Consider the following 24,839-nt stretch of genomic DNA (forward strand, 5'->3'; position numbering starts at 1 on the left):
GACGATGCCGATAGAAAAGCCCGCGTTGCCTGAGAAGGCAGCGCGGGCTTTTTCGTTTTCGCGATTCAGTCAGCGGCGGGGATGACTTCCAGGACGCGGATCTGCTCCGGTGTCGGGTAATGCCAGCGCACATCCAGATCCCAGAACTGCGCGCCGTATTCGCGCTCTGGCGCGGGCGTCTGATAGGCCGGTCGCGGATCCTGGGCCAGGCATTGCTCGATCAGCTCGACCAGCGGCTCGGCCAGGCGCTGAGCGTGCGTGTGCGCCTGTTGCAGCGCCGCGTCCGTCCACTGCACGTCGATCAGTTGCGGCGCGGCACTGGCGATGCTGTTGGAGGCGTCAGCAATGATGTCGGCATAAGGTACGTAGGGTTTGATGTCGAGAATCGGCGTGCCGTCCAGCAGGTCGATGCCGGAGATGAACAGGCGATTGGCCTCGACCTTGTCCAGCTTCACCACCGACTGGCCGATGCCATTCGGCCGGTGCGTGGCGCGGGTGGCGAACACGCCCATGGACTTGTTGCCACCCAGGCGCGGAGGGCGGACCTTGAGGCGTGGTTTTTCTTCCAGCGCCTGATGGAACAGGAACAGCAGCCAGACATGACTGACCTGCTCGAGCCCCTGCACAGCGTCGCCCTGATCGAACGGCGCCACCAGTTCCAGCACGCCACGGGCAGCGGGGGCCAGTTGCGGCTGGCGCGGGATGGCGAACTTCTCCTTGAAGCAGGAGCGGACGAAGCCGATGGGGGAGACGCTGTAAGTCATGGTGTGCATTCGAAGCGGAGCAGGGCGGGCATGATAACCCGGCAGGCTTCAAGTCTGGTGCTAACAGATCTGGCGCCATCGCTGGCTTGCCAGCGATAGCTTCACCGCCGATGTCAGAGGCTGAACCCGCCATCCAGCGGAATGATGTTCCCGGTCATGTAGGCCCCGGCAGTACTCGCCAGGCTGATCGCCAGTGCTGCCATTTCTTCCTCGCGGCCCCAACGTTTCATCGGAATCAGCGCGGTGTCTTCGGCCAGTGCCTGCTGGTCGCTGCCGATGTGCTGGGTCATCTTGCTCGGGAAGCGCCCCGGTGCGATGACGTTGACGTTGATGTGCTGGCTCACCAGTTCCCGGGCGAGAATTCGTGACAGTTGATGCAGGGCAGCCTTGCTCGGCCCATAGGCATAGGCCTGTTCGCCAAAGGAAGAAATCCCCGCCACCGAACCAATATTGATAATCCGCGCCGGATTGGCCGCCGATCCGGATTTGCGCAGCAATGGCAGAAATTGCTGGATGCAACTGAACACCGAGGTCACGTTGAGCTGCATGACCTTCTCCCAGCCCTTGACCGGGTAGCTCTCCAGCGGCGCGCCCCAGGTGGTGCCGGCGTTGTTCACCAGAATGTCCAGATGAGTGATCTGCTCGCCCATTCGCGCAACCAGCTCTTTCACGCCTTCTTCGGTCGCCAGATTCGCCGCCATGCCCTGACAAGTGCCCAGAGCACTGAGTTCTTCAGCGGTTTGATGACAGGCTTCAGCGTCACGGGAGCAGACGTACACGCGGGCGCCGGCCTCGACAAAGGCCTTGGCGATCATTTTGCCGATACCACGGGTGCCGCCGGTCACCAGGGCGGTGCGGCCTTGCAGGGAAAAATACGGGTGCATGGCGAATCCTGAGGGCTAGGGGTTCAGTACACCCTAGTCGCCGGCCGCGAAAAGCGGAGCCACTATTTTTGGAAGGAATGGAGGGGCATGCATGAAAACGGCGACCGAAGTCGCCGTGATCGAATGGGTCAGCCGCGAACGCGCAGGGTCAGGCCCTTGAGGAAATTGCGCAGCAACTGATCGCCGCACGGGCGGTAGTTGGTGTGGCCGACCTTGCGGAACAATGCGCTCAGCTCAGGCTTGGACACCGGGAAGTCGGCAGCCTTGAGGATCGCGTGCATGTCGTCTTCCTTCAGTTCGAAGGCCACACGCAGCTTTTTCAGGATGATGTTGTTGGTCACCGGCAGTTCGATCGGCAGCGGCGGACGGCTTTCGTCCTTGCCGCGCTTGAAAATCACCAGACCGTCGAGGAAGTGCGCGATGACTTCGTCCGGGCAGCGCACGAAACCTTCTTCGTCTTCTTCTTTCTTGTCGAGGTACTTCACGACATCAGCCAGCGTGACGTCCAGGCCGCCGAGTTTGATGATCTCGACCACTTTCTTGTCGCTGATGTCGAGCATGTAGCGCACGCTGCGCAGAACGTCGTTGTGAACCATGTGTGCAATCCTGATCTTTTCGCTGTGGGCATCACGCGGGCGCGATGCCGGAAATGTAGGGTGGCTTGCGAGCCTTAGAATTTCTCTTTGCCGGACAGGTAGCGCCATTGGCCGACCGGCACCTTGCCGATGGACACGCCGCCGATGCGGATCCGGCGTATGCCGATGACCTTCAGGCCGACCGCTTCGCAGAACTGAGCGATGATCCCCGGCTGCGGGTTCTTCATGGCGAAGCGCAGACGGTTTTCGTTCTGCCAGCTGGCCTTGACCGGCGGCAGCTCCTTGCCCTTGTGGGTGAGGCCGTGCTGCAGGCGATTGAGACCGTGGGCAACCATGTCGCCTTCGACTTCGACCACGTATTCCTGCTCGATCTTGGCCGCGTCGGCGGTGAGCTTGCGCAAAACCTTCCAGTCCTGGGTGAACACCAGCAGGCCGCTGGCCTTGGGTTGCAGGTCAGCGCTGGCGGTCAGGCGCAGGAAATGCCCGCGCAGCGGACGCTTGCCGTAGCGGTGTTCTTCGCTGAGGGTCTCGGCGTTCAGCGACTGCATGGCGCTGTCGACATCCATGCCCGCCGGCACGTTGAGCAGGATAGTCACCGGCTCCGGCGCGGTGGCCTTGGCGTCCTTGTCGAGCTCGACCTTCTGGTCGCCGACCTTGAACTGCGGCTCGTCGATGACTTCGCCGTCCACGGTGACCCAGCCGCCCTCGATGAACAGCTCGGCCTCCCGGCGGGAGCAACCGACCAGCTCGATGAGGCGTTTGGAGAGGCGAATCGGGTCAGTCATGACAGGGGCCGTAACAAAAAAGGGGTGGGCATTGTACCTGCCTGGGGCCGGTTAAGCCCGATTGCATTTGCGCCGTGTGGCTTTTAGCCGCGTACCGCGCGCTGCTCCGGTTGTTTCAGACGCATATGCAGCAGTGGATACGGCTGGCCCATGCCATCGACTTCCGAGCGGCCAATCACCTCGAACCCTTGCTTGAAGTAAAACCCCAGGGCCTGCGGATTCTGCTCGTTGACGTCCAGTTCGTCGGCGTTCAGGTGTTCCATCGCGTACTTCAACAGTTTCTTGCCAAGGCCCTGGCCGCGATGAGCCGGGTCGATGAACAGCATTTCGATCTTGCCCGCCGCGACACCGGCAAACCCGGTGATGCGCTGGTGGCTGTCCCGGGTGCAGATCAACATCACCGCATCGAGGTAGCGGGTCAGCACCAGATTCTTCAGCAGCTCGATGTAGGATTCCGGCAGGAAATCATGAGTCGCACGGACCGAGGCCTCCCAGACCCGGGTCAGTTCCTGATAATCGCTGAGTTTCGGCGTGTGGATGACCGAATGCTGACGCATGCCCGATAGCCTCTTTGTCATGGATGAGGGAGTCCTTCCCCTCACAAACTCTAGCCGTAAAAAAGCCCCGCATCTCGTAAAAGAGAGCGGGGCTTTCTGTATTTTTCGCGCTTAGATCTGTTCGGCCCAGAGGTCGTATTCGTCGGCGTCGGTCACCTTGCACCAGACCTTGTCGCCCGGCTTGAGGTTGCTGCCGTTGTCGATGAACACGTTGCCGTCGATTTCCGGGGCATCGAAGAAGCAGCGGCCGACCGCGCCTTGCTCGTCGACTTCGTCCACCAGCACTTCGATTTCGCGGCCGATGCGCATTTGCAGGCGCGCCGAGCTGATGGCCTGCTGGTGCGCCATGAAGCGCTCCCAGCGATCCTGCTTGACGTCGTCCGGAACGATGTCGAGGTTCAGGTCATTGGCCGGCGCGCCTTCGACCGGCGAGTACTGGAAGCAGCCGACGCGGTCGAGCTGGGCTTCGGTCAGCCAGTTCAGCAGGTATTGGAAGTCTTCTTCGGTTTCGCCCGGGAAGCCGACGATGAAGGTCGAACGGATGATCAGGTCCGGGCAGATTTCGCGCCAGTTCTTGATCCGCGCCAGGGTCTTGTCTTCGAACGCCGGGCGCTTCATCGACTTGAGGACTTTCGGGCTGGCGTGCTGGAACGGGATGTCCAGGTACGGCAGGATCTTGCCGGCGGCCATCAGCGGGATCAGTTCGTCGACGTGCGGGTACGGGTAAACGTAGTGCAGACGGACCCAGACGCCGAGGGTGCTCAGCGCTGCGCACAGTTCGGTCATGCGGGTTTTCACCGGCGCGCCGTTCCAGAAACCGGTGCGGTATTTGACGTCAACGCCGTAGGCGCTGGTGTCCTGGGAAATCACCAGCAGTTCCTTCACGCCGGATTTGACCAGGCGCTGGGCTTCGTCGAGCACGTCGCCCACCGGACGGCTGACCAGTTTGCCGCGCATCGACGGGATGATGCAGAAGCTGCAGCTGTGGTTGCAGCCTTCGGAAATCTTCAGGTATGCGTAGTGACGCGGGGTCAGCTTGATGCCTTGCGGCGGCACCAGGTCGATCAGCGGGTTGTGATCCTGCTTCGGCGGCACGACTTCGTGCACGGCGTTGACCACTTGCTCGTACTGCTGCGGACCGGTGACGGCCAGCACGCTCGGGTGCACGTCACGGATGTTGCCTTCTTCCACGCCCATGCAGCCGGTCACGATGACCTTGCCGTTTTCCTTGATCGCTTCGCCGATGACTTCCAGCGATTCGGCCTTGGCCGAGTCGATGAAGCCGCAGGTGTTGACCACGACCACGTCGGCGTCCTGATAGGTGGACACCACGTCATAGCCTTCCATGCGCAGCTGGGTCAGGATGCGCTCGGAGTCGACCAGTGCTTTCGGGCAACCCAGAGAAACGAAGCCGACCTTTGGATTGGCCGGCGCAGGAGTGGTGGACATGTCTAACCTCGGTGTTTTGTGACGTCGATTACCTGATTCAGGAACCGACGGACGGGCGCTTAAGGCGCGCCTCTGATCAAAAAGTGCGCAATTCTAGCGACGAGCAGCGCACTTGACCAGCTTTATGCAGGGAAATACGACGAGTGCTGCGCTATGCTTCGCGCCGTTGCGCTTTACTGAATTTTTACAGTCAAGAAAACGTCTGTTACAGGGCGTAAAAACGCGCATGCTGCACACAAAGCATAGTGCTTCATATAAGAAGCCGGTCTGGGAATCAGGAGTGTTGGATGGGTCAGGCAAGTAGTCACGCGGCGGGCGCCGAAGGTTCGGCCACCAAGCCGCTGAGCATGCTGGTCGCGGCGGTCGGGGTAGTTTACGGCGACATCGGCACGAGCCCGTTGTACACCCTCAAAGAAGTGTTTTCCGGCACTTATGGCGTGCCCGTCAATCACGACGGAGTGCTCGGCATTCTGTCGCTGATTTTCTGGTCGCTGATCTGGGTCGTTTCAATCAAGTACATGATGTTCGTCCTGCGCGCCGACAACCAGGGCGAAGGCGGGATCATGGCGCTCACCGCGCTGGCGCGGCGGGCAGCGGCGGGGCGCAAGCGATTGCGTACGTTGCTGGTGGTCTGCGGGCTGATCGGCGCGGCGCTGTTCTATGGCGACAGCATGATCACCCCGGCGATTTCCGTGCTCTCGGCCATTGAAGGTCTGGGCCTGGCCTTCGACGGCATCGACCACTGGGTCGTGCCGCTGTCGCTGGTGGTGCTGGTGGCGCTGTTTCTGATCCAGAAGCACGGCACGGCGCGGATCGGTATTCTGTTCGGGCCGATCATGGTCACCTGGTTCCTGGTGCTCGGCGCCCTCGGCGTGTACGGCATCAGCCACACCCCGGAAGTGCTGCACGCGATGAATCCTGTGTGGGCGGTGCGGTTCTTCACCGTCCATCCGGGCATGGGCGTGGCGATCCTCGGCGCCGTGGTGCTGGCGCTGACCGGTGCCGAAGCGCTGTACGCCGACATGGGCCACTTCGGTCGCAAGCCGATTGCCCGTGCGTGGTTCCTGCTGGTGCTGCCGGCGCTGGTGCTGAACTACTTCGGTCAGGGCGCCTTGTTGCTGGAGAACCCGGACGCCGCGCGCAACCCGTTCTACCTGCTGGCCCCGAGCTGGGCGCTGATTCCGCTGGTCGGTCTGTCGACCCTGGCCACGGTGATTGCCTCCCAGGCGGTGATTTCCGGCGCGTTCTCCCTGACCCGTCAGGCGATCCAGCTCGGTTACATCCCGCGCATGTACATTCAGCACACTTCCAGCGACGAGCAGGGCCAGATCTACATCGGTGCCGTGAACTGGTCGCTGATGGTCGGCGTCGTGTTGCTGGTGATCGGCTTCGAATCTTCCGGCGCCCTGGCCTCGGCCTACGGCGTGGCCGTGACCGGCACGATGCTGATGACCACGATTCTGGTGTCGGCAGTCATGTTGCTGCTGTGGAAATGGCCACCGATTCTGGCGGTGCCGGTGCTGCTCGGCTTCCTGCTGGTGGACGGTCTGTACTTCGCCGCCAACGTGCCGAAGATCGTCCAGGGCGGTGCCTTCCCGGTGATCGCCGGTATCGCGCTGTTCGTGCTGATGACCACCTGGAAACGCGGCAAGCAACTGCTGGTCGAGCGCCTCGACGAAGGCGCGCTGCCGCTGCCGATCTTCATCAGCAGCATCCGCGTCCAGCCACCGCACCGCGTGCAGGGCACCGCCGTGTTCCTCACCGCCCGCTCCGACGCGGTGCCGCACGCGTTGTTGCACAACCTGCTGCACAACCAGGTGCTGCATGAGCAAGTGGTGCTGCTGACTGTCGTTTACGAAGACATCCCGCGCGTCCCGCCATCGCGCCGCTTCGAAGTCGAAGCCCACGGCGAAGGCTTCTTCCGGGTGATCCTGCACTTCGGCTTCACCGACGAACCGGACGTGCCGCAGGCGCTGAAGCTGTGCCATCTGGATGATCTGGACTTCAGCCCGATGCGTACCACCTACTTCCTCAGCCGCGAAACGGTCATCGCCTCGAAACTCGAAGGCATGGCCCGTTGGCGTGAAGCGCTGTTTGCGTTCATGTTGAAGAATGCCAACGGCAACCTGCGGTTCTTCAATCTGCCGCTGAACCGGGTGATTGAGTTGGGGACGCAGGTGGAGATGTAGGCCTCGTCGCAACTGAAAAGCCCCCGTCAGCTTTGCGGCTGGCGGGGGCTTTTTCGTTTTTGCGCCGTTACATGCTTTCTGGCAGCTCTGCCTCAGATTCGGTCTTCGTTCGCGCAGGTCGCGGCATCAGGGCCTTCATCACGTCGTCGACCAAGGCCTTGCCGATTATCGTCAGGTAATGCGCGGCCCAGGCGTGGCGGTCGCTTTCCTTGTCGTAGGCGGCGTCCTCGGCGAAGGATTTGGCGAGGAACAACAGGTCTGAAGCCTGGGACAGTGCTTCGACGATGGGGACGCCGGAGCGAACGTTGAGTAAAGCCTGATCCGAGCTGTAGAGGAAAGAGGTGAAACCGATGGTCGTCAGGTCTGAAGGTGATGAAGGACTTTGTTTGCTCATTGTTTCGCTCCATAAAACGAGGAGCTGCCGCATTCGTTACCACACGAATGGGTGGCAGCTGTACGCAGGGTGGTAAACCGGGGGAGCAAAGAAACCGGCAGACCCGAAGGTCTCCCACGCACAGCCGCCATGACTCGAATTGCAGGCATAAAAACACCTGAGCCGTGTTTGGAATGCTGTTGCACTTTGCCTTGCCGGGTTACCACACCCGATCACTGAAATAGTCAGCGACCTCTGGAGAGTATCCCGTCGAAAAACAGCGCAACAGGGCGGCAAAGTGCCCAAACACGAGATTAGGAGTTTGCCTACAAGGTATGCGGACGTCATCTGATATTGCGACACCAGACGTAAACGAAACTAAACGTTGATGGCGGTTTTGCGCGGCTTTGGTGCGGCAGATGAATGTGGAGTTGACGACTCGAAAAGGCCAATCAAGCAGGTGTCCACGTTTTATGGAATGTGGACACCTCGCGATTTCAGTTTCATGAAGAGTCAAGCATTAAATGAAAAAGCCCCCGCAACCCTAAGGTTGCGGGGGCTTTTCGTTGGTGCGCTTCAGATCACTCTTCCGCCACCTGCGCCGTGTTCTGGCGCTTCTCGATCAAGTCCACAAGACGCTTGGCCAGCGCCGGGTAGTTCTCGTCGAAGTGGTGACCACCAGGAAGCTTCACCGCTTCGCCTACGGCCGTCTTGTCGGTGCAGCCGCTTTCGTCGGTTTCTTCTTCACCGTAGATGCACACGACCTTGGCCGGTGGCAGCTTGGCCATTTCCGGGCCGGTGGCGGCTTCTTTGCCGGCGTTGCCGAGCCAGCCTTCGACTTCGATTTCGAAGCTGCCGGTGCGGGCGAAGGCCAGCAGGATGATTGCGTCAACGCGTTGCTGCTCGGTTTCCGGCAGGCGGTTGTAGATGGCCGGCAGGACGTCGGCGCCGAATGAGTAACCCGTCAGGATGAAGCGCTTGGTGCCCCATTTCTGGCGGTAGTGCTGCATCAGTTCGGTCAGATCCAGCGCGCTCTGTTCCGGGCTCTTGTGCTGCCAGTAGTAGCGCAGGGTGTCGATGCCGACCACCGGGTAGCCGATCTTGGCCATTTCGCCGGCCACGTCGCGGTCCAGATCGCGCCAGCCGCCGTCACCGGACAGGAACAGGGTCACGGTGTCCTTGGCCTGGCCGGCCGGGACTTCCACCACCGGGATCTGCAGGCCGCCGTTGGCCTTGTCGCCGCCGACGAGGATCTTGCGCAGTTCGTTGTTCAGCACTTGCGGCAGGTTGATGTCGTAGTCGCTGATGCTGGTTTCGGCGTTCGGTTGGTCGCGCACGAAACCGGCGCTGGTGTCGTCCGGGTTGTCGTTCCACGCCACCAGCCAGTGGCCGTGGGCGGCGGCTTTCGGCAGCAAGTGGGTGCAGCCGGGTTTTTCCAGTGCCAGGTCGACCGATACCGCCTGGGCCTTGTCGTCTTTTTGCTCGGACAACCAGCGCCACGCCAGCACCGCGCCGGGGCCGATGCCGCTGACCAAGGTCGCCGGGCCGTTCAGTTCACGCAGGCCCGCTTGCAGGGCGCGGCTTTGCAGCAGGCAGTCCTTGGGCAGGATCACCTGGACGATCTGCGCCGAGGCGCTGCGGCTCAGGGTGCTCAGTTGCTTGTCGCTGAGTTTCTGGTCGTCGTTGACCGCCACCAGCACCTGAGCCTTGGGCTTGGTGCCGGGGATGACCCGGGTCATGGCGGCGCCATCGGCCGGGGTGAGCTGTTCGAGGGTCGGTTCCGGTGCCGGGCGTTTGAGGTACCAGAAACCGCCACCGGCAATCGCGGCCAGCACCAGCAGTGCGACCAGGATGTACTTCAGGGAGCGTTGAATCATCAGCGTTTCACCAATCCAGTCAAGCCGCCCGCGATCAGGGCAGCAGTGTCGGCCAGCGCCACCAGCGGATCCAGTCCGGCGGGCACGGCCATATAACGGGGTTCCCAGTCAGGCTGGAACTTGTCTTTGAAGCGGCGCAAGCCTTGGAAGTTGTACAGCTGCTCACCACGGCGGAAAACCATCGAGCCCAGACGCTGGGTCAGCGGTGCCCCGCGCCGGGGTTGCAACCCCGACAGCGGCACCATGCCCAGGCTGAAGCGCGCGTATCCGTGACTCTTATAGTGTTGAATCAGACCGACCATCATGAATTCCATGGTCAGCTTGGGGGCGTCCGGGTGCGCGCGCATCAGGTCGAGACTGGCCAGGTCATGGCTGTAGGTCTCGAGCAGGTTGGCGAATGCCACCGGGCGCCCTTCGAAGCGAATCACCGCGATGCGGAAATGCTTCAGGTAATCGTCGCTGAAACGGCCAAGGGAGAAGCCTTTCTCGCGCACGTTCTTGCCGGTCAGCCAGGCATCGGAAATCACCTTGAGCTCATCCATCGGCGCCTGGCCCGGCTCATGGATTTCCAGTGACAGGCCATCGCGAGTGCCACGGTTCCAGGTGTAGCGCAGGTCCTTCATCTCCTTGCCCTTGGCTTCCAGGTCAAAGCGATGCAGATCGACTCGGGCTTCCTCGCCCAGCTTGATCGCGGTCAGGCCGATGTCCATGTAGTACGGCAGGTTTTCGGCGCGCACCTGATAGAACACCGGACGGGCGTGATGGATGTCGCACAGGTCGCGGAACTGCCAGATCATCTCGGCCCGTTGCTGGCCAGGGCCGATCGGGTCGTACAGGGCCACCAGACTGCGACCGCGGCGGGCGTACATCAGGAAGGCTTCGTCGTTGGGATGAAACAGCAGCGCCTTGTCGCCGGTCAGGGCCAGGCCGCCGTCCGGTTGCGAGGAGGCCATCAGGATCTTCGAGGCGCGTTCCAGCTCATCGGGTGTCGGCAAGTGGATCACCGGGCGAGCGGTGCGCAGCAGCCAGGTCAGGGCGATCACCAGCAGCAACACGGCGGCGCCGAGCAGCGAGCGCAGGCCGCGCGGGGCGTCGGCATCGAGGGTGAACTGCCACCACAGTTGATGGCTGTACGGAACGTCCTGATAAGCGAACAGCAACAGCCAGGTCGAAGCACCGAGTACGCACAGGCTGGCCACCAGATACAGTGGCGAGAACGGCAGTTCGGTCAGACGGCTCGGGCGGTAGAACGAGCGACGGAACACCCCCAGCAGCGCGGCGGTGAGGGTCATCAGGGTCGCTTCTTCCCAGTCGAAACCCTTGAGCAGTGAGAGCAGGGCGCCCACCAGCAACAGAATGGTGGTCAGCATCCACGCCGCCGACAGCCGGCGACGCAGGCCTTGAGCGAGCATCAGGCACAGCACGCCGATCAGGCTGGCGCCAAAGTGCGAGGCGTCGACCAAACGATGAGGAATCAGAAAGCCGATGTGTTCCAGACGGGTGTCGATCTCTGGCGTCGCGCCGGAAAACAGCAGCACCACGCCGGACAGGAACACCAGCACCGCGAGAATCGGTGCCGCCAGACCGGAGGCTGCACGCATCGTCTGCGACTGAAACAGACGCTGGCCTTCGTTGAGCAGCAACAGCACGCAGGCCACCAGCAACGGCAGCACCACATAGATCAGGCGATACAGGAGCAGGGCAGCGGCCAGTGGCGCGGCGCCAAGCTTGTCGGCGAACGCCGCGAGCAGAATCGCTTCGAAGACCCCCACGCCACCCGGCACGTGGCTGAGTACACCCGCCGCCAGCGCCAGCAGATAAACCAGCAGGAACGCACCGAAGGGCGGCGCTTCCGGCAGCAGCAGATAAAGGACGGTCGCAGCGGCGGCGACGTCGAGGGCGGTGATGACCAGTTGCAGGAACGTCAGGCGACGACCCGGCAGGCGCAGGGTGCGACGGCCGGCTCGAACCAGCAGATTGTCCGGATAAGGTTGTTCCGGCAGGCGACGGCGATAGATGCCGATAGCCAGGATCGCGCCGAGCAGCAGCACCACGCCGGCAATCGTCCCCAACAAGGTCTCGGACAACCCCAGTGCCTGCGATGCAGCAGGCAGGTTGCTCAGGGTCGCAAGGGCAGCCAGCGGCGGCAGGGCGCAGCCCAGCGACAGGCTGGCGAACAGCGTCATGTGCGCGACTTCGGACGCGCCCAGGCCATGCCGTGCATATAAACGGTAACGCACCGAACCGCCGGACAGCATCGACAGGCCGATGGCGTTGCCGATGGCAAACGCGGTGAAGCCGCCAAGGGCCAGAACTTTCGGTGCCAGCGTCACGCGGGCGTAACGACTGGCCGACCATTCATAGCCGAGCAGAATGATGAAGCCGACGAATGTCGCACCGAGGGCACCGAGCAGGGCCGGTTTCGGCACCTCCAGAATCGAGTCGTGCAGTGCGTCGAGATCGAGTTCGCTGAGCAAATGGCGACAGGCAATCAGCGCGATGGCGAACAGCAGCAAAGTAACCGCCAGACCGATCGGTTGCCGGTATTTGCTGATCCGATCCAGCAGGCGCAGACGCTCAGGCTTGATCGGTGGGGTCGCTGTGACGGTGTCTTGTGAATCAGACGAGTTGGCGCGCATCAATCACCTCTTGGATTGTGCGCGACAGGATGGAGGTATCCAGCCAAGTTACCAATCCCTGTAGAAAAAAATAATCACAAAATACTACGCCTCTCACCGGGTATCGGCGAGGGCAGGTCTTGGATTGCAGATGCCTTGTCCGCGACTCAAGCATAGTCGCAAATCGGCGAGTCTTCAGATCCTGAACGGTTCACTGCACAGTGACAGATCATTGTTGCGAAAGGACTTTTTCCACAGATACAAAAAAGGCCACTCTTTCGAGTAGCCTTTTTTGATGTTTGGTTGCGGGAGCCGGATTTGAACCGACGACCTTCGGGTTATGAGCCCGACGAGCTACCAGACTGCTCCATCCCGCGTCTGTGTGGCGGCATTCTACAGGCGAACGGCGAGCTGTCAACCGATAATCCCGTGATGGGTCAAATAAGTGTGCAATCGCGGCAAACGGTCGCAGGGGGAGCGCTAAGTTTCGGAATCGGAACGATTTCCGCTTGGCGCGACTGGATCCGAAAAACCGACGCGCACAAAAAAGGCCAATCTTTCGATTGGCCTTTTTTGATGTTTGGTTGCGGGAGCCGGATTTGAACCGACGACCTTCGGGTTATGAGCCCGACGAGCTACCAGACTGCTCCATCCCGCGTCTGTGTGGCGGCATTCTACAGAGGAACGCCGGAGTGTCAACCTTCAATTCGGATAAAACCTGTTCAGCTTCAATTGGTTAGCGCTGACGGACGGTCTTTTTCCCGGCTGCAGGTCAGGCAGCACAAGGGTTTCAGCTCTATTGGAGGTTGCTTTTCGATTGAGAAAATAAATTCAAAGTCCGTTTCCTACAAACTGAAAAGAACATTCATACCACTGGTGCTATATACAGGTGTCAGTGAGATACTGCTGGTCCGGCTCGCCATGTTTCCTTTTCTGTCATGACTCAGCGAAAAATCATCCACGTCGACTGTGACTGTTTCTACGCCGCCATCGAGATGCGGGATGACCCGAGTCTCGCCGGCAAGCCGTTGGCGGTGGGTGGATCGGCGGACAGGCGCGGGGTGATCGCTACTTGCAACTATGAGGCGCGGGCTTACGGCGTTCGCTCGGCGATGTCGTCCGGACATGCCTTGAAACTGTGCCCGGACCTGACCATCGTCAAGCCACGCATGGATGCCTATCGCGAGGCGTCGAAGGAAATTCATACGATCTTCAGCGATTACACCGACCTTATCGAGCCGCTTTCCCTGGACGAAGCCTATCTCGACGTCTCGGACAGCGCGCACTTCGGCGGCAGCGCCACGCGGATCGCCCAGGACATTCGCCGCCGGGTTTCCAATCAATTGCACATCACCGTCTCCGCCGGCGTGGCGCCGAACAAGTTTCTGGCCAAGATCGCCAGCGACTGGAAAAAGCCCAACGGCTTGTTCGTGATCACCCCGGACCAGGTCGAAGACTTCGTCAGTGGCCTGCCGGTGAGCAAGCTGCACGGGGTGGGCAAGGTCACGGCCGACAAGCTGGGCAAGCTCGGTATCAGTGACTGTCTGCAATTGCGCGAGTGGGACAAGCTGGCGCTGGTGCGGGAATTCGGCAGTTTCGGCGAGCGTTTGTGGAGTCTGGCCCGTGGGATCGATGAGCGGCTGGTGCACAACGACAGTCGTCGTCAGTCAATCAGTGTGGAAAACACCTACGACGTCGATCTGCCGGATCTGCGCAGTTGCCTCGACAAGCTTCCGGAACTGTTGGAAACCCTGAAAACCCGTATGGCGCGGATCGACAGCAGCTACCGGCCGGGCAAGCCGTTCGTCAAAGTGAAGTTTCACGATTTCACCCAGACCACACTGGAGCAGGCCGGGGCAGGGCGGGATCTGGGCAGTTATCAGTTGATGCTGACGCAGGCGTTCAACCGAGGTGGCAAACCGGTGCGGCTATTGGGAGTAGGCGTGCGGCTGGAGGATTTACGCGGCGGGTTCGAACAAATGGAGCTGTTCGAGCGATAAGTGGAAAAAATGCCCGAACCAGGTTCGGGCATTTTTTCAAGGGTTTCAGTTCGGCCCCGGATCCGCCACCAGACGCCCCGCATCCCGGGTCAGGGACTTGAGGAATTCGGCCTGCAACTCGGGATCGTTGCGGGTCAGTTCGATCAGGCTTTGTTCCAGTTCACTGGCTTCTTCTTCCAGACCCAGTTCCGACAGACGCTTGACCCGGTGCACCCATTGGCTCACTTCGTCGTCTTCCAGATCGTCGTAGATCAGCCCGTGAGCTTCCAGCAGCTTGCCACGCAGATGACTGCTGATCGCCAGAGACGAATCGGAATGCACGTCATCCTTGCCGTCTTCGACGCTGATCTGCAGTTTGCCTACATGATTGAGGTCGTTTTCGGCGAACGGGCTGTCCAGCAGGTTCAGACGCAGCACGCCGTTGCGATCGGTGGTCATGTCGAAGGTCTGCTTGCCGGCCTTGACCTGAACCGGGCGCTCGCTCCACGGCAGGCTCGAATATTCCGTGCGCTTGTCGCGCTGGACTTCGTCTATACCGGCCAGGTTCTGTTGCGCGCGACCGTTGGATTGCACGTTCATGAACGGGTTGAGCCCGGCGAAACCGTAGCTGAGCCAGTCCCGTGTCACGCTGTCGGGCAGATTGCCGAGGGCAAACACGTTGACCACGTTCGCGCCGACGCCGCCGACCACCGCCACCGCGCCCAGCGGAATCTCGTAGATCTCCCGCCATGGCTGGTAAGGCGTGTAACGGTCGTAATGGCGGGTGACCTCGAACTCGGTGACTTCGAAAGTCTTCTGTTCGTTGATCTTCACGCGCCGTTGCGGCAGCTCAAGCACCTTGGGCTCGCCGACATCGATCTGCAGGCTGTGATCGAGCAGTTTGCGCTCGACACGTTCCTCGTGCTCGCTGCGTTGTGACATGTGATTGGCACAGCCGCTGACCAGCAGGGTGCCGCACAGGGCGGCACCACCGAGGCCTAAGGTGTTTCGCTTGAACATGACGTCTCTATCTGGTTTCAGCGGCGGATACGGGCCTGAAGGAAGGACAGCACGTCGGCAACCGGCAGCGCTTGCGCCTGGCCTTCGGTACGGCTCTTGTATTCCAGGTTGCCTTCGGCGAGGCCGCGGTCGCTGACCACGATCCGGTGCGGAATGCCGATCAGCTCCATGTCCGCGAACTTGATGCCCGGGCTGGTTTTCTTGTCGCGGTCGTCCAGCAGCACTTCGAAGCCGGCCGCGGTCAGTTCCGCGTACAGCTTGTCGGTGGCTTCACGCACCAGCTCGGTTTCATAGCGCAGTGGCACCAGAGCGATCTGGAACGGTGCCAGGGCGTCGCTCCAGATGATGCCGTTCTCATCGTTGTTCTGCTCGATGGCGGCAGCCACCACGCGGGACACACCGATACCGTAGCAACCCATTTCCAGGGTCACCGGCTTGCCGTTCTCGCCCAGCACTTCGCACTTCATCGCCTTGCTGTACTTGTTGCCCAGCTGGAAGATGTGCCCGACTTCGATGCCGCGCTTGATTTCCAGGGTGCCCTTGCCGTCCGGGCTCGGGTCGCCGGCCACGACGTTGCGCAGGTCGGCCACGGTCGGAACCGGCAGATCACGCTCCCAGTTCACGCCGAAGTAGTGCTTGTCGTCGATGTTGGCACCGATGGCGAAGTCGCTCATCAGCTCCACCGAACGGTCGATGATGATCGGCAGCGGCAGGTTCAGCGGGCCGAGGGAGCCGGCGCCGGCGCCGATGGCGTCACGCAGTTCGGCATCGGAGGCCATGACCAGCGGGCTGGCAACGCCTGGCTGGTTGGCAGCCTTGATTTCGTTCAGCTCGTGGTCGCCGCGAATGATCAGGGCGATCAGCTTGCCTTCTTCTTCGGCGTGCACGATCAGGGTCTTGATGGTCTTTTCGATCGGCAGACCGAATTTCTCCACCAGGGCCGCGATGGTCTTGGTGTCTGGCGTATCGACCAGACGCAGCTCTTCGCTTGGCGCGGCGCGCGAGGTTTCACGCGGCACGGCTTCGGCTTTCTCGATGTTCGCTGCGTAGTCGGAACCGTTGCTGAAGACGATATCGTCTTCGCCGGACTCGGCCAGTACGTGGAATTCGTGGGAGCCGGCACCACCGATCGAACCGTTGTCGGCTTCCACCGGACGGAATTTCAGGCCCAGGCGGGTGAAGATGTTGCAGTACGCTTCGTGCATGCGGTCATAGGTGATCTGCAGCGACGCCTGATCCGCATGGAACGAGTACGAGTCCTTCATGATGAATTCGCGACCGCGCATCAGGCCGAAGCGTGGACGGATTTCGTCACGGAATTTGGTCTGGATCTGGTACAGGTTGATCGGCAGCTGTTTGTAGCTGCTCAACTCGTTGCGCATCAGATCGGTGATCACTTCTTCGTGGGTCGGGCCCGCGCAGAAATCACGACCGTGGCGGTCTTTGATGCGCAGCAGCTCAGGGCCGTATTCTTCCCAGCGCCCCGATTCCTGCCACAGCTCGGCCGGTTGGGTGCTCGGCATCAACACTTCCAGAGAGCCGGCGGCGTCCATTTCTTCACGAACGATGGCTTCCACCTTGCGCATCACTCGCAAGCCCATCGGCAGCCAGGTGTACAGGCCCGAGGCGAGTTTGCGGATCATGCCGGCGCGCAGCATCAGCTGATGGCTGATCACGACCGCGTCGGAAGGCGTTTCTTTCTGTGTGGCGAGCAAAAATTGACTGGTGCGCATGGTTGGCCGTTGTCGGTTGCTATGACTGGAAATGACGGAGCAGTGTAACGGCGAGATCCGCCGACGTACAGAAGTGCAGCCCCGGCGCAAACCCTCTCGCCGGGTGCGAGATGTCTTACGATTCTTCCACGACGGAGGTCGGTACAGGTTCCGGGGTCGGCGTCGGGCCTTCGCGGCGGCTTTCCTGGAACCAGTGCAGGGCGATCAGCACCAGGGTCGGAACGCCGAGCAGCGCGGTGATCAGGAAGAAGTTGTGATAACCGAACTTCTCCACCATCACCCCGGAGTAGCCGCCGATCAGGCGTGGCAGCAAGAGCATGATCGAGCTGAGCAGGGCGTACTGGGTGGCGGAGAACTTCAAGTTGGTCAAGCTCGACAGGTAGGCGACGAACGCTGAGGTGGCCAGGCCGGAGCTGAAGTTGTCGAGAGAGATCGTCACCACCAGCATCTGCAGGTTCGGGCCCATGTCGGCCAGCATCAGGAACAGCAGATTGGTGCCCGCCGACGCGGCACCGCCGATGAACAGGATCGGCAGGATGCCGAAGCGCACGATCAGCAGACCGCCCATGCCGGCGCCGACGAGGGTCATGATCAGACCGAAGATCTTGCTGACGCTGGCGATCTGGTCCTTGGTGAAACCCTGGTCGATATAGAACACGTTGGCCATCACGCCCATCACCGTGTCGGACATCCGATAGGTGGCGATCAGGCCGAGCAGCAGCAACGCCTGCCAGCGGTAGCGCAGGATGAAGTCGTTGACCGGCGTCAGCACTGGCGCCAGACCGCGACGGCCCATGGCCGAGAGGCACAGGCAGGTCAGCGTGGTGTAGAGAATTGCGCGCAGGAACGCCCGGTCTTCCAGCAGCAGGTCCAGCGGGCTCATGTCGCCAAACAGCACGCTGGCGAAATCGGTGTTGTAGAGCTGGGTGAACATGGCCGGCACGGAGACCAGCAAAATGATCAGCACGAACACCGACATCAACTGATGCATGAAGGTGTAACGCCCCGCCTGCAACTGGGTGCGCAACGGCACCGGCGGCTCGCGCATCAGCAGGGTGGTGAGCAGGGCAGGCACCATCAGGGCACCGAACAGCACGTAGGTGCCGGTCCAGGCCGAATGCTGGTACTTGAAGCCTGTAGAGCCGAAGCCCTCGGCGAAGAACAGCGCACCCGCGGTCGCGAGCAGGGCGGCGATCCGATAGCCGGACATATAGCTGGCGGCCAGCGCGGCCTGACGGCTGTCTTCGGCGATTTCCAGGCGATAGGCGTCGACCGCGATATCCTGGGTGGCGGAAGCGAACGCCACGACCACGGCGATGGCTATCAGCCAGGACAGGTGTTTCTGCGGGTCGCAAAAACCCATACCGATCAGGCCGAGGATTACCAGCGTCTGGGAGAGCACCAGCCACGAACGGCGGCGACCCAGCTTGCCCAGCAACGGCAGGCGCCACTGGTCGAGCAGGGGCGACCAGACCCATTTGAAGGCGTAGGCAAGACCGATCAGGCTGGCGTAGCCGATCGTCTCGCGGGCTACACCGGCTTCACGCAGCCAGACCGAAAGTGTCGAGAACACCAGCATGTACGGCAGGCCGGCGGCGAAACCCAGCAACAACAGCACGAGCGTCGAAGGACTGGCATAGGCGGCGAGCGCGGCGCGCCAGGTTTTACGGGGCATGGGCTGAAGTCTGCCTCAAGATTGCGAAAACAAAGCGCGCACTCTAACCGCTGTGCTCTACCGGACGCCAGCCATGGCGCCGAATATCCACACGATTGTTCAGGACGGTGATGCCTTCCATGCGCAATCGCGCCCGCTGTTCGTCCCCGGACGGGCTGCCCGCCGGCAGGCTGATCCGACCGCCGGCGCCGAGCACGCGGTGCCAGGGCAGTTTGGTGTCGCCGGGCAATTGGCTGAGAGTCCGGCCGACCCAGCGGGCGGCGCGCCCCAACCCCGCCAGTTCGGCCAACTGACCATAGCTGACGACTTTGCCCTCAGGCACTTGGGCGAGGGTGGAATAGAGTGCCGTGCGTCGGATTTGCGGATCGTTTTCGCAGGCATGCATCGGGTCTGTCACGTGCGCGGTTCCTGAACTTGATCGCGTTATGTGCTTAAGCGTAATCGGTGGATGGGCAATTGAGAAATGAACTCAACAGAATTAGCCGGGTCACTCCTTGTCAGGGAATTATTCCTACGGATAATGCCGACCCTTTTTTCGCAAACTTGAGTCTTCGATTCGCTTATGTTGTCCAGAACCCTGCTGTGCCTTGCTGTCTTCAGTGCGTCCACACCTTTGCTTGCCGACACCGTCTGGTTGAAGAACGGTGACAAGCTGAGCGGTAAAATCACGCTGTTCGACGGCGGCAAGTTGCTGGTCCAGACCCAGTACGCCGGGGCCGTCACCATCGACTGGAAGCAGGTCAAGACCCTGGAGAGTGATCAGGAACTGCTGGTCAAGCAGGACGCCTACAATGGCGAGAAGGCCAAGTCCCTGAGTGCTGCCGAAGATGGCAAGGTCACTCTGGCCAACGGCGAGGCGCCGAAAACCGTGGAGTTGGCGAGCATTCAGCAGATTCTCAAGCCCAAGCCGGTGGTCGAGGATCTGGTGTGGAAGGGCAACGTCGATCTGGCGCTCGACTACCAGCGCGCCGAGAAAGATACCGACGACTACGATGTCGGCTTCAAGACCACTGCTCGTCACGGCCGCTGGCGCCATATCGCCGAGGGCGAATACAACCGCGAAGTGCAGGACGACGTGACCACCACCGACAACTGGCGCGCCGAGTACTCGCTCGACCGCTTCCTCACTGATCAATGGTTCTGGCAGGGGCGGTTGAATTACAAGCGCGATCACATCGAAGAGCTGGCGCGCCAGCGCGTGGTGGGTACCGGCCCGGGTTACCAGTTCTGGGATGACGAGCTGGGAGCGTTCTCCCTGGGTTCGCTGCTCAACCGAACCGATTACGAGTACCGCGATGGCAGCAAGGACAACTTCTATTCGGTCGCCATGAAGTGGGACTACAACCGCTACCTGATCGGCAAGAAGGTCGAGTTCTTCACCAATGGCGAAGTCGGCAAGCCACTGTCCGGCGTCGCCGATTACGCGCTGGATGCGGAAATGGGCCTGCGCTACAAAGTCACCGAGTGGGCCTCGCTCAACCTCAAGGCCGAACGCGACATCATCAGCGGCACCGAGGATGCGGACCTGAGCAAGACCCGCTACACCGCCGGTTTCGGCGTGGCCTGGTAAGCAACGCAAAAGATCGCAGCCTTCACGGGCTGCGATCTTTTTTGCGCCCGGAAAAACAGACGCCCACAAAAAAGCCCCGCTTTTGAGGGCGGGGCCTTTTTCTAAAGAAGCTACAAGTTAGATAACTTGTACTTCTTCAGCTTGCATGCCTTTCTGACCGCGGGTAGCGATGAAAGAAACCTGTTGGCCTTCTTTCAGGCTTTTGAAGCCGTCGGATTGGATAGCTTTGAAGTGAACGAACAGGTCGTCACCGGATTGTGGAGTGATGAAGCCGAAGCCTTTTTCATCGTTGAACCACTTAACGGTACCGGTTTGGCGATTAGACATGGTGTAACTCCTTGAACAAAGATAACTGCGACTCAGGAAGAACCCTGGCCGAGACTGAGTGCAAAGAGCAGGAAAAATTCTTGTAGATGGTTGGATCGAAATTCAACATATCGTGTAGAGATTCTCAGTGACACAAGCAGCACAGTGGCGCCACCTTAACCCTTTTTCCGGAACGTGCCAATGCTTCTTGCGAAGGTTTCTCTGTTTTAGGGATCGACGGTGTGACGGTTCGTCGCGAAGCCGCGTAAATCCCGCACGTTCGGCGAGAATTGAACCCCGCACTTTGAACCCGGCGGCGCGCCCGGTAAGATGCCGGACAGATTTTTTCCACCTCGCTATTCAGGACACCCGCCATGAGCATCAAATCGGACAAGTGGATTCGCCGCATGGCGCAGGAACACGGCATGATCGAGCCGTTCGTCGAGCGCCAGGTACGCGGCAGCGACGACAGCCGTGTGATCTCCTACGGTGTGTCGAGCTACGGCTACGATGTGCGCTGCACCAATCATTTCAAGGTGTTCACCAACATCAATTCGGCCATCGTCGATCCGAAGAATTTCGACGCCGGCAGCTTTGTCGACGTCCACAGCGACGTCTGCATCATCCCGCCAAACTCCTTCGCCCTGGCCACGACCGTTGAATACTTCCGTATTCCACGCAACGTCCTGACCATCTGCCTGGGCAAGAGCACCTACGCCCGCTGCGGCATCATCGTCAACGTCACCCCGCTTGAGCCCGAGTGGGAAGGCCAGGTGACCCTGGAATTCTCCAACACCACCAACCTGCCGGCGAAGATCTACGCCAACGAAGGTGTGGCGCAGATGCTGTTCCTGGAATCCGATGAGGAATGTGAAGTCTCCTACAAGGACCGTGCCGGCAAGTATCAGGGCCAGCGTGGCGTGACCCTGCCGCGTACCTGATCCGTCCATCCGGCAGTTACCGGGAATTCTTCGGCGGGTAGACACTCTATGAGGTGTACTGCCCGTTTCGCGAACAGCGGGACGGGCCTTCGCCGAGGAGTGCTCCATGAAGATCGATCCGCAAATCACTGCCGAACTGGCAAGGCTCGAGCCCAATCAGGTTGGCGTAATGGCCTGGTCGTTGTTGGCACACCCCCCCATCACCACGGCCGGCGGAATCCCTCACCAGCCCGATCCCGATACCCCCAACGAAGAACCGACCGAGCCCGGCGAACCTACGTTGCCGGACAAACCGCCACCCGCGCCCGTCGCCTGATTGAACGTATGGCCCGTCGGCTGAATCCTGAACAGGACGTCAGCCGACGGGCCATATTTCGTTGTCGCCAATGACGAAGATCCGACAGCTGTCTTCCTTCTCTACCGGATAACCGCCGGTGAAGGCGCCGAAGGCCGGCAACAGGCTGATGCGCTCCCCCAGCCTGAAACACGCCAGCCGCAAACGCTGGCGCCCCTTGCCGATCAATCGATAAACCGGGTGTACGTGCCCTGCGAGGACATGCCGTTCAGGGTGCGGATCCGGCTCGTGCTGCAGCGAGAAGGGACCCAGCAGCATGGGCTCCGGCACCACCCGGATGTTCAGCGCTACCGGTGGATCGCCCGCGCGCTTGTCGTGATTGCCGCGAATCAGTGTCATCGGCAGATCGGCATGACGCGCCCGCCACTGCGCCAGTGCCTGCAAGGTGCCGGGTGCATGGGAGCCGGGGCCGTGCAGGAAATCTCCCAGAAAAATCAGTTGCCGACATGGCAGCTTTGCCAGCAACTGCTCGATCACGCCGATATTGCTCGTCGTAGTGCCCTGCGGCACCGGCTGTCCCAGGCGACGATAAGCTGCCGCTTTGCCGAAATGCACATCGGCAATCAGCAGCGTCTGCTGCGCCGGCCAGTACAGCGCCTTTTCCGGCAGCAACCAGAGGTCTTCGCCCGCCAGACGCACGGGGTAAGGCGCGTACATCAAGATTGGCCCTTGTCGGCGGTGTTCTCCAGATCGCCGACCATACGCCGGATGCGGTCAGCGAGTTTTTCCGAGCTCATGCTTTCGCGCATGCGTTCCACCAGCAATGGAAAGCCGAGCGGTGTCGGACGTTTGATCAAGTGCATATCGAGTTTCATCCGGTTGATTCGCTCCAGTGTCTGCTCCAGCCGACGAATATCCAGTTCTTCCCGCAGGACTTCTTCCCCAGCCTGGGCCAGCAGCAGGTTGCCGGCGTCGTATTGTTTGAACACTTCGAAGAACAGCCCGCTGGAAGCCTGGACCTGACGGGTACTTTTCGGCGCGCCGGGGTAACCGGCGAACACCAGTCCGGCAATCCGCGCAATTTCCCGAAATCTGCGCAGCGCCAGTTCGCCCGCGTTGAGGCTGGCCAGCACATCCCTCAACAAACCCTCGGGACCGAGCAGGGCGCCATCCAGTTGCACAGACCAGTCAACGGGCGTGGCGCTGAGCAATTCCAGTCCGTAATCGTTGACCGCAATCGAGAAGGTTACAGGCAGGCGCTGACTGACCCGCCACGCCAGCAGGCTGGCCAGCCCCAGATGCACCTGACGTCCGGCAAACGGGTAGAGGAAAAGGTGCCAGCCTTCGCGGGATTTCAACACTTCGGCCAGCAGATTGTTGACGGTCGGCAGGCCTGACCAGCGCATCTGCGTTTCCAGTAACGGGCGCAAGGCCTGCATTTCCGGGCCGGCAAACTCGCCTTGTGCCGCCGCGCTGAACCGGCTGACCACCGCTTCGGCCAATTCATTGGAGAGCGGCATGCGCCCGCCATTCCAGCGCGGCACGGCGGCTTTTTTCGCGGTGCTGCGTTTGACGTAGGCGGTCATGTTTTCCACCCGCACCAGCTCCAGCAAGCGCCCGGCGAACAGAAAACCATCGCCGGGTTTGAGGCGTGCGATAAAGCCTTCTTCAACGCTGCCCAGTTGTTTGCCGCCACCGCCCTTGCTCCAGAACTTCAGATGAATGCTGGCATCGCTGACGATGGTGCCGATGCTCATGCGATGGCGGCGCGCCAGGCGGGCATCGGGGACGCGCCAGATCCCGTGTTCATCCGGCTCGACCCGGCGGTAATCCGGATACGCCGTCAGCGACATCCCGCCGTGGCGCACGAACGCCAGCGCCCAGGCCCAGTCCGCGAGCGTCAGGTCACGATAGGCCCAGGCACCACGGACTTCTTCGTACAGCTCATCGGGAACAAAGCCACCGCCCAGGGCCATGCTGACCAGATGTTGCACCAGCACATCCAGCGGTTTGTGCGGTGACAGTCGCGGTTCGATCCGCCGCTGTGCCACGGCATCGCCAGCGGCCGCAGCTTCGATCAGCTCCAGGCTGTGGGTCGGCACCAGGGTGACCCGCGACGTTCGACCGGGCGCATGCCCCGAACGTCCGGCACGCTGCATCAGCCGCGCCACGCCTTTGGCCGAGCCAATCTGCAGCACCCGCTCTACGGGCAGGAAATCCACCCCCAGATCCAGACTGGAAGTGCAGACCACGGCTTTGAGTTGGCCATTCTTCAGCGCTTGCTCGACCCAATCGCGGGTGTCCCGGGACAGCGAGCTGTGGTGCAGGGCGATCAATCCGGCCCAATCTGGCCGCGCTTCCAGCAAGGCCTGATACCAGATTTCCGATTGCGCCCGGGTGTTGGTGAACACCAGGCTGCTGGCGCAAACGTCCAGTTCGGCGACCACCTGCGGCAACATCTTCAGACCGATGTGCCCGGCCCAGGGAAAGCGTTCGATCGCCGGTGGGAGCAGCGTGTCGACCTTGAGCGACTTTTCGCTTTGCCCCTGAATACTGACGCCACCGCCCTGTGGGATCAGCACCTGTTCGGCGTGGGACTGATTGCCGAGCGTTGCGGAAACGCCCCAGACGATCAGTCCCGGGTGCCAGCGGCGCAGTCGGGCGAGGGCCAGTTGCAATTGCACGCCGCGCTTGTTGCCGAGCAATTCGTGCCACTCGTCCACCACGACCATGCGTAGCGTCGACAGCGCCGTTTGTGCGTCCGCCCGGGCGAGCATCAGGGTCAGGCTTTCCGGGGTGGTGATCAACGTGGTGGGCAGGCGCCGGTTCTGCCGGGCGCGTTCGCTGCTGCCGGTGTCGCCGGTGCGCAGTCCGACGCTCCAGGGGATCTGCAGATCGTCCAGCGGCGCTTGCAGGGCGCGCGCGGTGTCGGCAGCCAGCGCGCGCATGGGGGTGATCCACAAGACTGTCAGCGGTTCGGCCGGCGGTGGGCGTTTGCGGGTGGTTTCAGCAGCAGGCCTGGAGCGGGCAAACCGATTGAGCGCGGCAAACCACACCGCGTAGGTTTTACCGGCGCCGGTGCTGGCATGCAGCAGGCCGGATTCGCCACGTTTGACCGCGGCCCACACCTGTTTCTGAAAGGCGAACGGCTTCCAGTCGCGGGCGCTGAACCAGTGTTTGGCGAAGTCGGTGGAAGTGCCCATGCCGGCGACGTGTGCTCTGAAGATG

Annotated in this window: 21 protein-coding genes and 2 tRNA genes; 5 read left to right on the forward strand and 18 right to left on the reverse strand. The window is 61.3% G+C overall.

The annotated features are described in order from the left end of the window. Nucleotides 1–65: 65 nt before the first annotated feature. The 6 genes from tsaA to rimO form a co-directional block, all read right to left on the reverse strand. Nucleotides 66–764 carry a tRNA (N6-threonylcarbamoyladenosine(37)-N6)-methyltransferase TrmO gene (gene tsaA / locus PDR5_RS06050; RefSeq protein WP_172829470.1) on the reverse strand — a complete coding sequence of 233 codons (699 nt, stop codon included), beginning with the start codon at nt 762–764 and terminating at the stop codon, nt 66–68. 113 nt (nt 765–877) lie between these two features. Beyond that, complete coding sequence (locus PDR5_RS06055) at nt 878–1,648, reverse strand: SDR family oxidoreductase (protein WP_064593878.1); 771 nt, start codon at nt 1,646–1,648, stop codon at nt 878–880. A gap of 128 nt (nt 1,649–1,776) precedes the next feature. Then, the gene (locus PDR5_RS06060; RefSeq protein ID WP_064593879.1) at nt 1,777–2,244 is read right to left on the reverse strand and encodes a DUF1456 family protein; all 468 of its coding nucleotides are present in this window, start codon (nt 2,242–2,244) and stop codon (nt 1,777–1,779) included. A gap of 74 nt (nt 2,245–2,318) precedes the next feature. Next, nucleotides 2,319–3,029 carry an rRNA pseudouridine synthase gene (locus PDR5_RS06065; RefSeq protein WP_011332751.1) on the reverse strand — a complete coding sequence of 237 codons (711 nt, stop codon included), beginning with the start codon at nt 3,027–3,029 and terminating at the stop codon, nt 2,319–2,321. Between the two features lie 83 nt (nt 3,030–3,112). Further along, the gene (locus PDR5_RS06070) at nt 3,113–3,586 is read right to left on the reverse strand and encodes a GNAT family N-acetyltransferase (protein ID WP_064593881.1); all 474 of its coding nucleotides are present in this window, start codon (nt 3,584–3,586) and stop codon (nt 3,113–3,115) included. Between the two features lie 111 nt (nt 3,587–3,697). Continuing rightward, nucleotides 3,698–5,035 carry a 30S ribosomal protein S12 methylthiotransferase RimO gene (gene rimO / locus PDR5_RS06075; RefSeq protein WP_064593883.1) on the reverse strand — a complete coding sequence of 446 codons (1,338 nt, stop codon included), beginning with the start codon at nt 5,033–5,035 and terminating at the stop codon, nt 3,698–3,700. 347 nt (nt 5,036–5,382) lie between these two features. Between rimO and PDR5_RS06080 the strand changes: the two genes are divergently transcribed. After that, on the forward strand, nt 5,383–7,224 hold the full coding sequence (locus tag PDR5_RS06080) for a potassium transporter Kup (RefSeq protein WP_442963859.1): 1,842 nt from the start codon (nt 5,383–5,385) through the stop codon (nt 7,222–7,224). A gap of 67 nt (nt 7,225–7,291) precedes the next feature. On the opposite strand, the gene PDR5_RS06085 is transcribed toward PDR5_RS06080, so the two are convergent. From PDR5_RS06085 to PDR5_RS06105, 5 genes are all read right to left on the reverse strand, one after another. Further along, complete coding sequence (locus PDR5_RS06085) at nt 7,292–7,618, reverse strand: DUF3077 domain-containing protein (protein WP_064593889.1); 327 nt, start codon at nt 7,616–7,618, stop codon at nt 7,292–7,294. Between the two features lie 560 nt (nt 7,619–8,178). Next, a complete protein-coding gene (locus PDR5_RS06090) occupies nt 8,179–9,474 on the reverse strand; it encodes a virulence factor family protein (RefSeq protein ID WP_064593891.1) in 1,296 nt (431 codons plus the stop codon). Continuing rightward, on the reverse strand, nt 9,474–12,113 hold the full coding sequence (gene mprF / locus PDR5_RS06095) for a bifunctional lysylphosphatidylglycerol flippase/synthetase MprF (protein ID WP_064593893.1): 2,640 nt from the start codon (nt 12,111–12,113) through the stop codon (nt 9,474–9,476). Before mprF ends, PDR5_RS06090 begins: the two co-directional genes overlap by 1 nt. 279 nt (nt 12,114–12,392) lie before the next feature. After that, nucleotides 12,393–12,469, reverse strand: a tRNA-Met gene (locus tag PDR5_RS06100). A gap of 204 nt (nt 12,470–12,673) precedes the next feature. Further along, nucleotides 12,674–12,750 (reverse strand) — tRNA-Met (locus tag PDR5_RS06105). Between the two features lie 280 nt (nt 12,751–13,030). On the opposite strand from PDR5_RS06105, the gene dinB reads away from it, so the two are divergent. Next, nucleotides 13,031–14,092: a DNA polymerase IV gene (dinB, locus tag PDR5_RS06110; protein WP_039771321.1), complete on the forward strand. Its 1,062-nt coding sequence runs from the start codon at nt 13,031–13,033 to the stop codon at nt 14,090–14,092. Nucleotides 14,093–14,137: 45 nt separating this feature from the next. On the opposite strand, the gene PDR5_RS06115 is transcribed toward dinB, so the two are convergent. The 4 genes from PDR5_RS06115 to PDR5_RS06130 form a co-directional block, all read right to left on the reverse strand. Next, on the reverse strand, nt 14,138–15,091 hold the full coding sequence (locus tag PDR5_RS06115) for a hypothetical protein (protein WP_039771323.1): 954 nt from the start codon (nt 15,089–15,091) through the stop codon (nt 14,138–14,140). Between the two features lie 17 nt (nt 15,092–15,108). Beyond that, nucleotides 15,109–16,824, reverse strand: coding sequence for a proline--tRNA ligase (locus PDR5_RS06120; RefSeq protein WP_064593895.1), 1,716 nt, complete (start codon nt 16,822–16,824; stop codon nt 15,109–15,111). 115 nt (nt 16,825–16,939) lie between these two features. Beyond that, the gene (locus tag PDR5_RS06125; RefSeq protein WP_064593899.1) at nt 16,940–18,499 is read right to left on the reverse strand and encodes an AmpG family muropeptide MFS transporter; all 1,560 of its coding nucleotides are present in this window, start codon (nt 18,497–18,499) and stop codon (nt 16,940–16,942) included. A 43-nt stretch (nt 18,500–18,542) separates the two neighbouring features. Beyond that, entirely contained in the window at nt 18,543–18,884 is a 342-nt protein-coding gene (locus tag PDR5_RS06130; RefSeq protein ID WP_011332761.1) for an MGMT family protein, read from the reverse strand. A gap of 177 nt (nt 18,885–19,061) precedes the next feature. On the opposite strand from PDR5_RS06130, the gene PDR5_RS06135 reads away from it, so the two are divergent. Continuing rightward, nucleotides 19,062–20,069, forward strand: coding sequence for a DUF481 domain-containing protein (locus PDR5_RS06135; RefSeq protein WP_064593901.1), 1,008 nt, complete (start codon nt 19,062–19,064; stop codon nt 20,067–20,069). 117 nt (nt 20,070–20,186) lie between these two features. Here PDR5_RS06135 and PDR5_RS06140 read toward each other — a convergent pair whose 3' ends face one another. Then, entirely contained in the window at nt 20,187–20,396 is a 210-nt protein-coding gene (locus PDR5_RS06140; protein ID WP_002554837.1) for a cold-shock protein, read from the reverse strand. Between the two features lie 353 nt (nt 20,397–20,749). On the opposite strand from PDR5_RS06140, the gene dcd reads away from it, so the two are divergent. Both dcd and PDR5_RS06150 read left to right on the forward strand, forming a co-directional pair. Beyond that, complete coding sequence (gene dcd / locus PDR5_RS06145) at nt 20,750–21,316, forward strand: dCTP deaminase (protein ID WP_007954988.1); 567 nt, start codon at nt 20,750–20,752, stop codon at nt 21,314–21,316. Between the two features lie 106 nt (nt 21,317–21,422). Continuing rightward, on the forward strand, nt 21,423–21,632 hold the full coding sequence (locus PDR5_RS06150) for a hypothetical protein (protein WP_011332763.1): 210 nt from the start codon (nt 21,423–21,425) through the stop codon (nt 21,630–21,632). Between the two features lie 39 nt (nt 21,633–21,671). Here the strand turns inward: PDR5_RS06150 and pdeM are convergent, their stop codons facing one another. Both pdeM and PDR5_RS06160 read right to left on the reverse strand, forming a co-directional pair. Then, nucleotides 21,672–22,328, reverse strand: coding sequence for a ligase-associated DNA damage response endonuclease PdeM (pdeM, locus tag PDR5_RS06155; protein ID WP_064593903.1), 657 nt, complete (start codon nt 22,326–22,328; stop codon nt 21,672–21,674). After that, the gene (locus PDR5_RS06160; RefSeq protein WP_064593905.1) at nt 22,328–24,814 is read right to left on the reverse strand and encodes a ligase-associated DNA damage response DEXH box helicase; all 2,487 of its coding nucleotides are present in this window, start codon (nt 24,812–24,814) and stop codon (nt 22,328–22,330) included. Before PDR5_RS06160 ends, pdeM begins: the two co-directional genes overlap by 1 nt. Nucleotides 24,815–24,839 lie beyond the last annotated feature (25 nt).

The sequence above is a fragment of the Pseudomonas sp. DR 5-09 genome (genome assembly GCF_001655595.1).
GTDB lineage: Bacteria > Pseudomonadota > Gammaproteobacteria > Pseudomonadales > Pseudomonadaceae > Aquipseudomonas > Aquipseudomonas pharyngis.

Bases quoted from the DNA above. Each gene is read 5' to 3' on its own strand.
- PDR5_RS06150 (WP_011332763.1), top strand. From the start codon at position 21,423: ATGAAGATCGATCCGCAAATCACTGCCGAACTGGCAAGGCTCGAGCCC.
- PDR5_RS06090 (WP_064593891.1), bottom strand. From the start codon at position 9,474: ATGATTCAACGCTCCCTGAAGTACATCCTGGTCGCACTGCTGGTGCTG.
- PDR5_RS06070 (WP_064593881.1), bottom strand. From the start codon at position 3,586: ATGCGTCAGCATTCGGTCATCCACACGCCGAAACTCAGCGATTATCAG.
- mprF (WP_064593893.1), bottom strand. From the start codon at position 12,113: ATGCGCGCCAACTCGTCTGATTCACAAGACACCGTCACAGCGACCCCA.
- PDR5_RS06135 (WP_064593901.1), top strand. From the start codon at position 19,062: ATGTTGTCCAGAACCCTGCTGTGCCTTGCTGTCTTCAGTGCGTCCACA.
- dcd (WP_007954988.1), top strand. From the start codon at position 20,750: ATGAGCATCAAATCGGACAAGTGGATTCGCCGCATGGCGCAGGAACAC.
- PDR5_RS06125 (WP_064593899.1), bottom strand. From the start codon at position 18,499: ATGCCCCGTAAAACCTGGCGCGCCGCGCTCGCCGCCTATGCCAGTCCT.
- PDR5_RS06060 (WP_064593879.1), bottom strand. From the start codon at position 2,244: ATGGTTCACAACGACGTTCTGCGCAGCGTGCGCTACATGCTCGACATC.
- PDR5_RS06120 (WP_064593895.1), bottom strand. From the start codon at position 16,824: ATGCGCACCAGTCAATTTTTGCTCGCCACACAGAAAGAAACGCCTTCC.
- pdeM (WP_064593903.1), bottom strand. From the start codon at position 22,328: ATGTACGCGCCTTACCCCGTGCGTCTGGCGGGCGAAGACCTCTGGTTG.
- rimO (WP_064593883.1), bottom strand. From the start codon at position 5,035: ATGTCCACCACTCCTGCGCCGGCCAATCCAAAGGTCGGCTTCGTTTCT.
- PDR5_RS06160 (WP_064593905.1), bottom strand. From the start codon at position 24,814: ATGGGCACTTCCACCGACTTCGCCAAACACTGGTTCAGCGCCCGCGAC.
- PDR5_RS06065 (WP_011332751.1), bottom strand. From the start codon at position 3,029: ATGACTGACCCGATTCGCCTCTCCAAACGCCTCATCGAGCTGGTCGGT.
- PDR5_RS06080 (WP_442963859.1), top strand. From the start codon at position 5,383: ATGCTGGTCGCGGCGGTCGGGGTAGTTTACGGCGACATCGGCACGAGC.
- PDR5_RS06140 (WP_002554837.1), bottom strand. From the start codon at position 20,396: ATGTCTAATCGCCAAACCGGTACCGTTAAGTGGTTCAACGATGAAAAA.
- PDR5_RS06055 (WP_064593878.1), bottom strand. From the start codon at position 1,648: ATGCACCCGTATTTTTCCCTGCAAGGCCGCACCGCCCTGGTGACCGGC.
- PDR5_RS06085 (WP_064593889.1), bottom strand. From the start codon at position 7,618: ATGAGCAAACAAAGTCCTTCATCACCTTCAGACCTGACGACCATCGGT.
- tsaA (WP_172829470.1), bottom strand. From the start codon at position 764: ATGACTTACAGCGTCTCCCCCATCGGCTTCGTCCGCTCCTGCTTCAAG.
- dinB (WP_039771321.1), top strand. From the start codon at position 13,031: ATGACTCAGCGAAAAATCATCCACGTCGACTGTGACTGTTTCTACGCC.
- PDR5_RS06130 (WP_011332761.1), bottom strand. From the start codon at position 18,884: ATGCATGCCTGCGAAAACGATCCGCAAATCCGACGCACGGCACTCTAT.
- PDR5_RS06115 (WP_039771323.1), bottom strand. From the start codon at position 15,091: ATGTTCAAGCGAAACACCTTAGGCCTCGGTGGTGCCGCCCTGTGCGGC.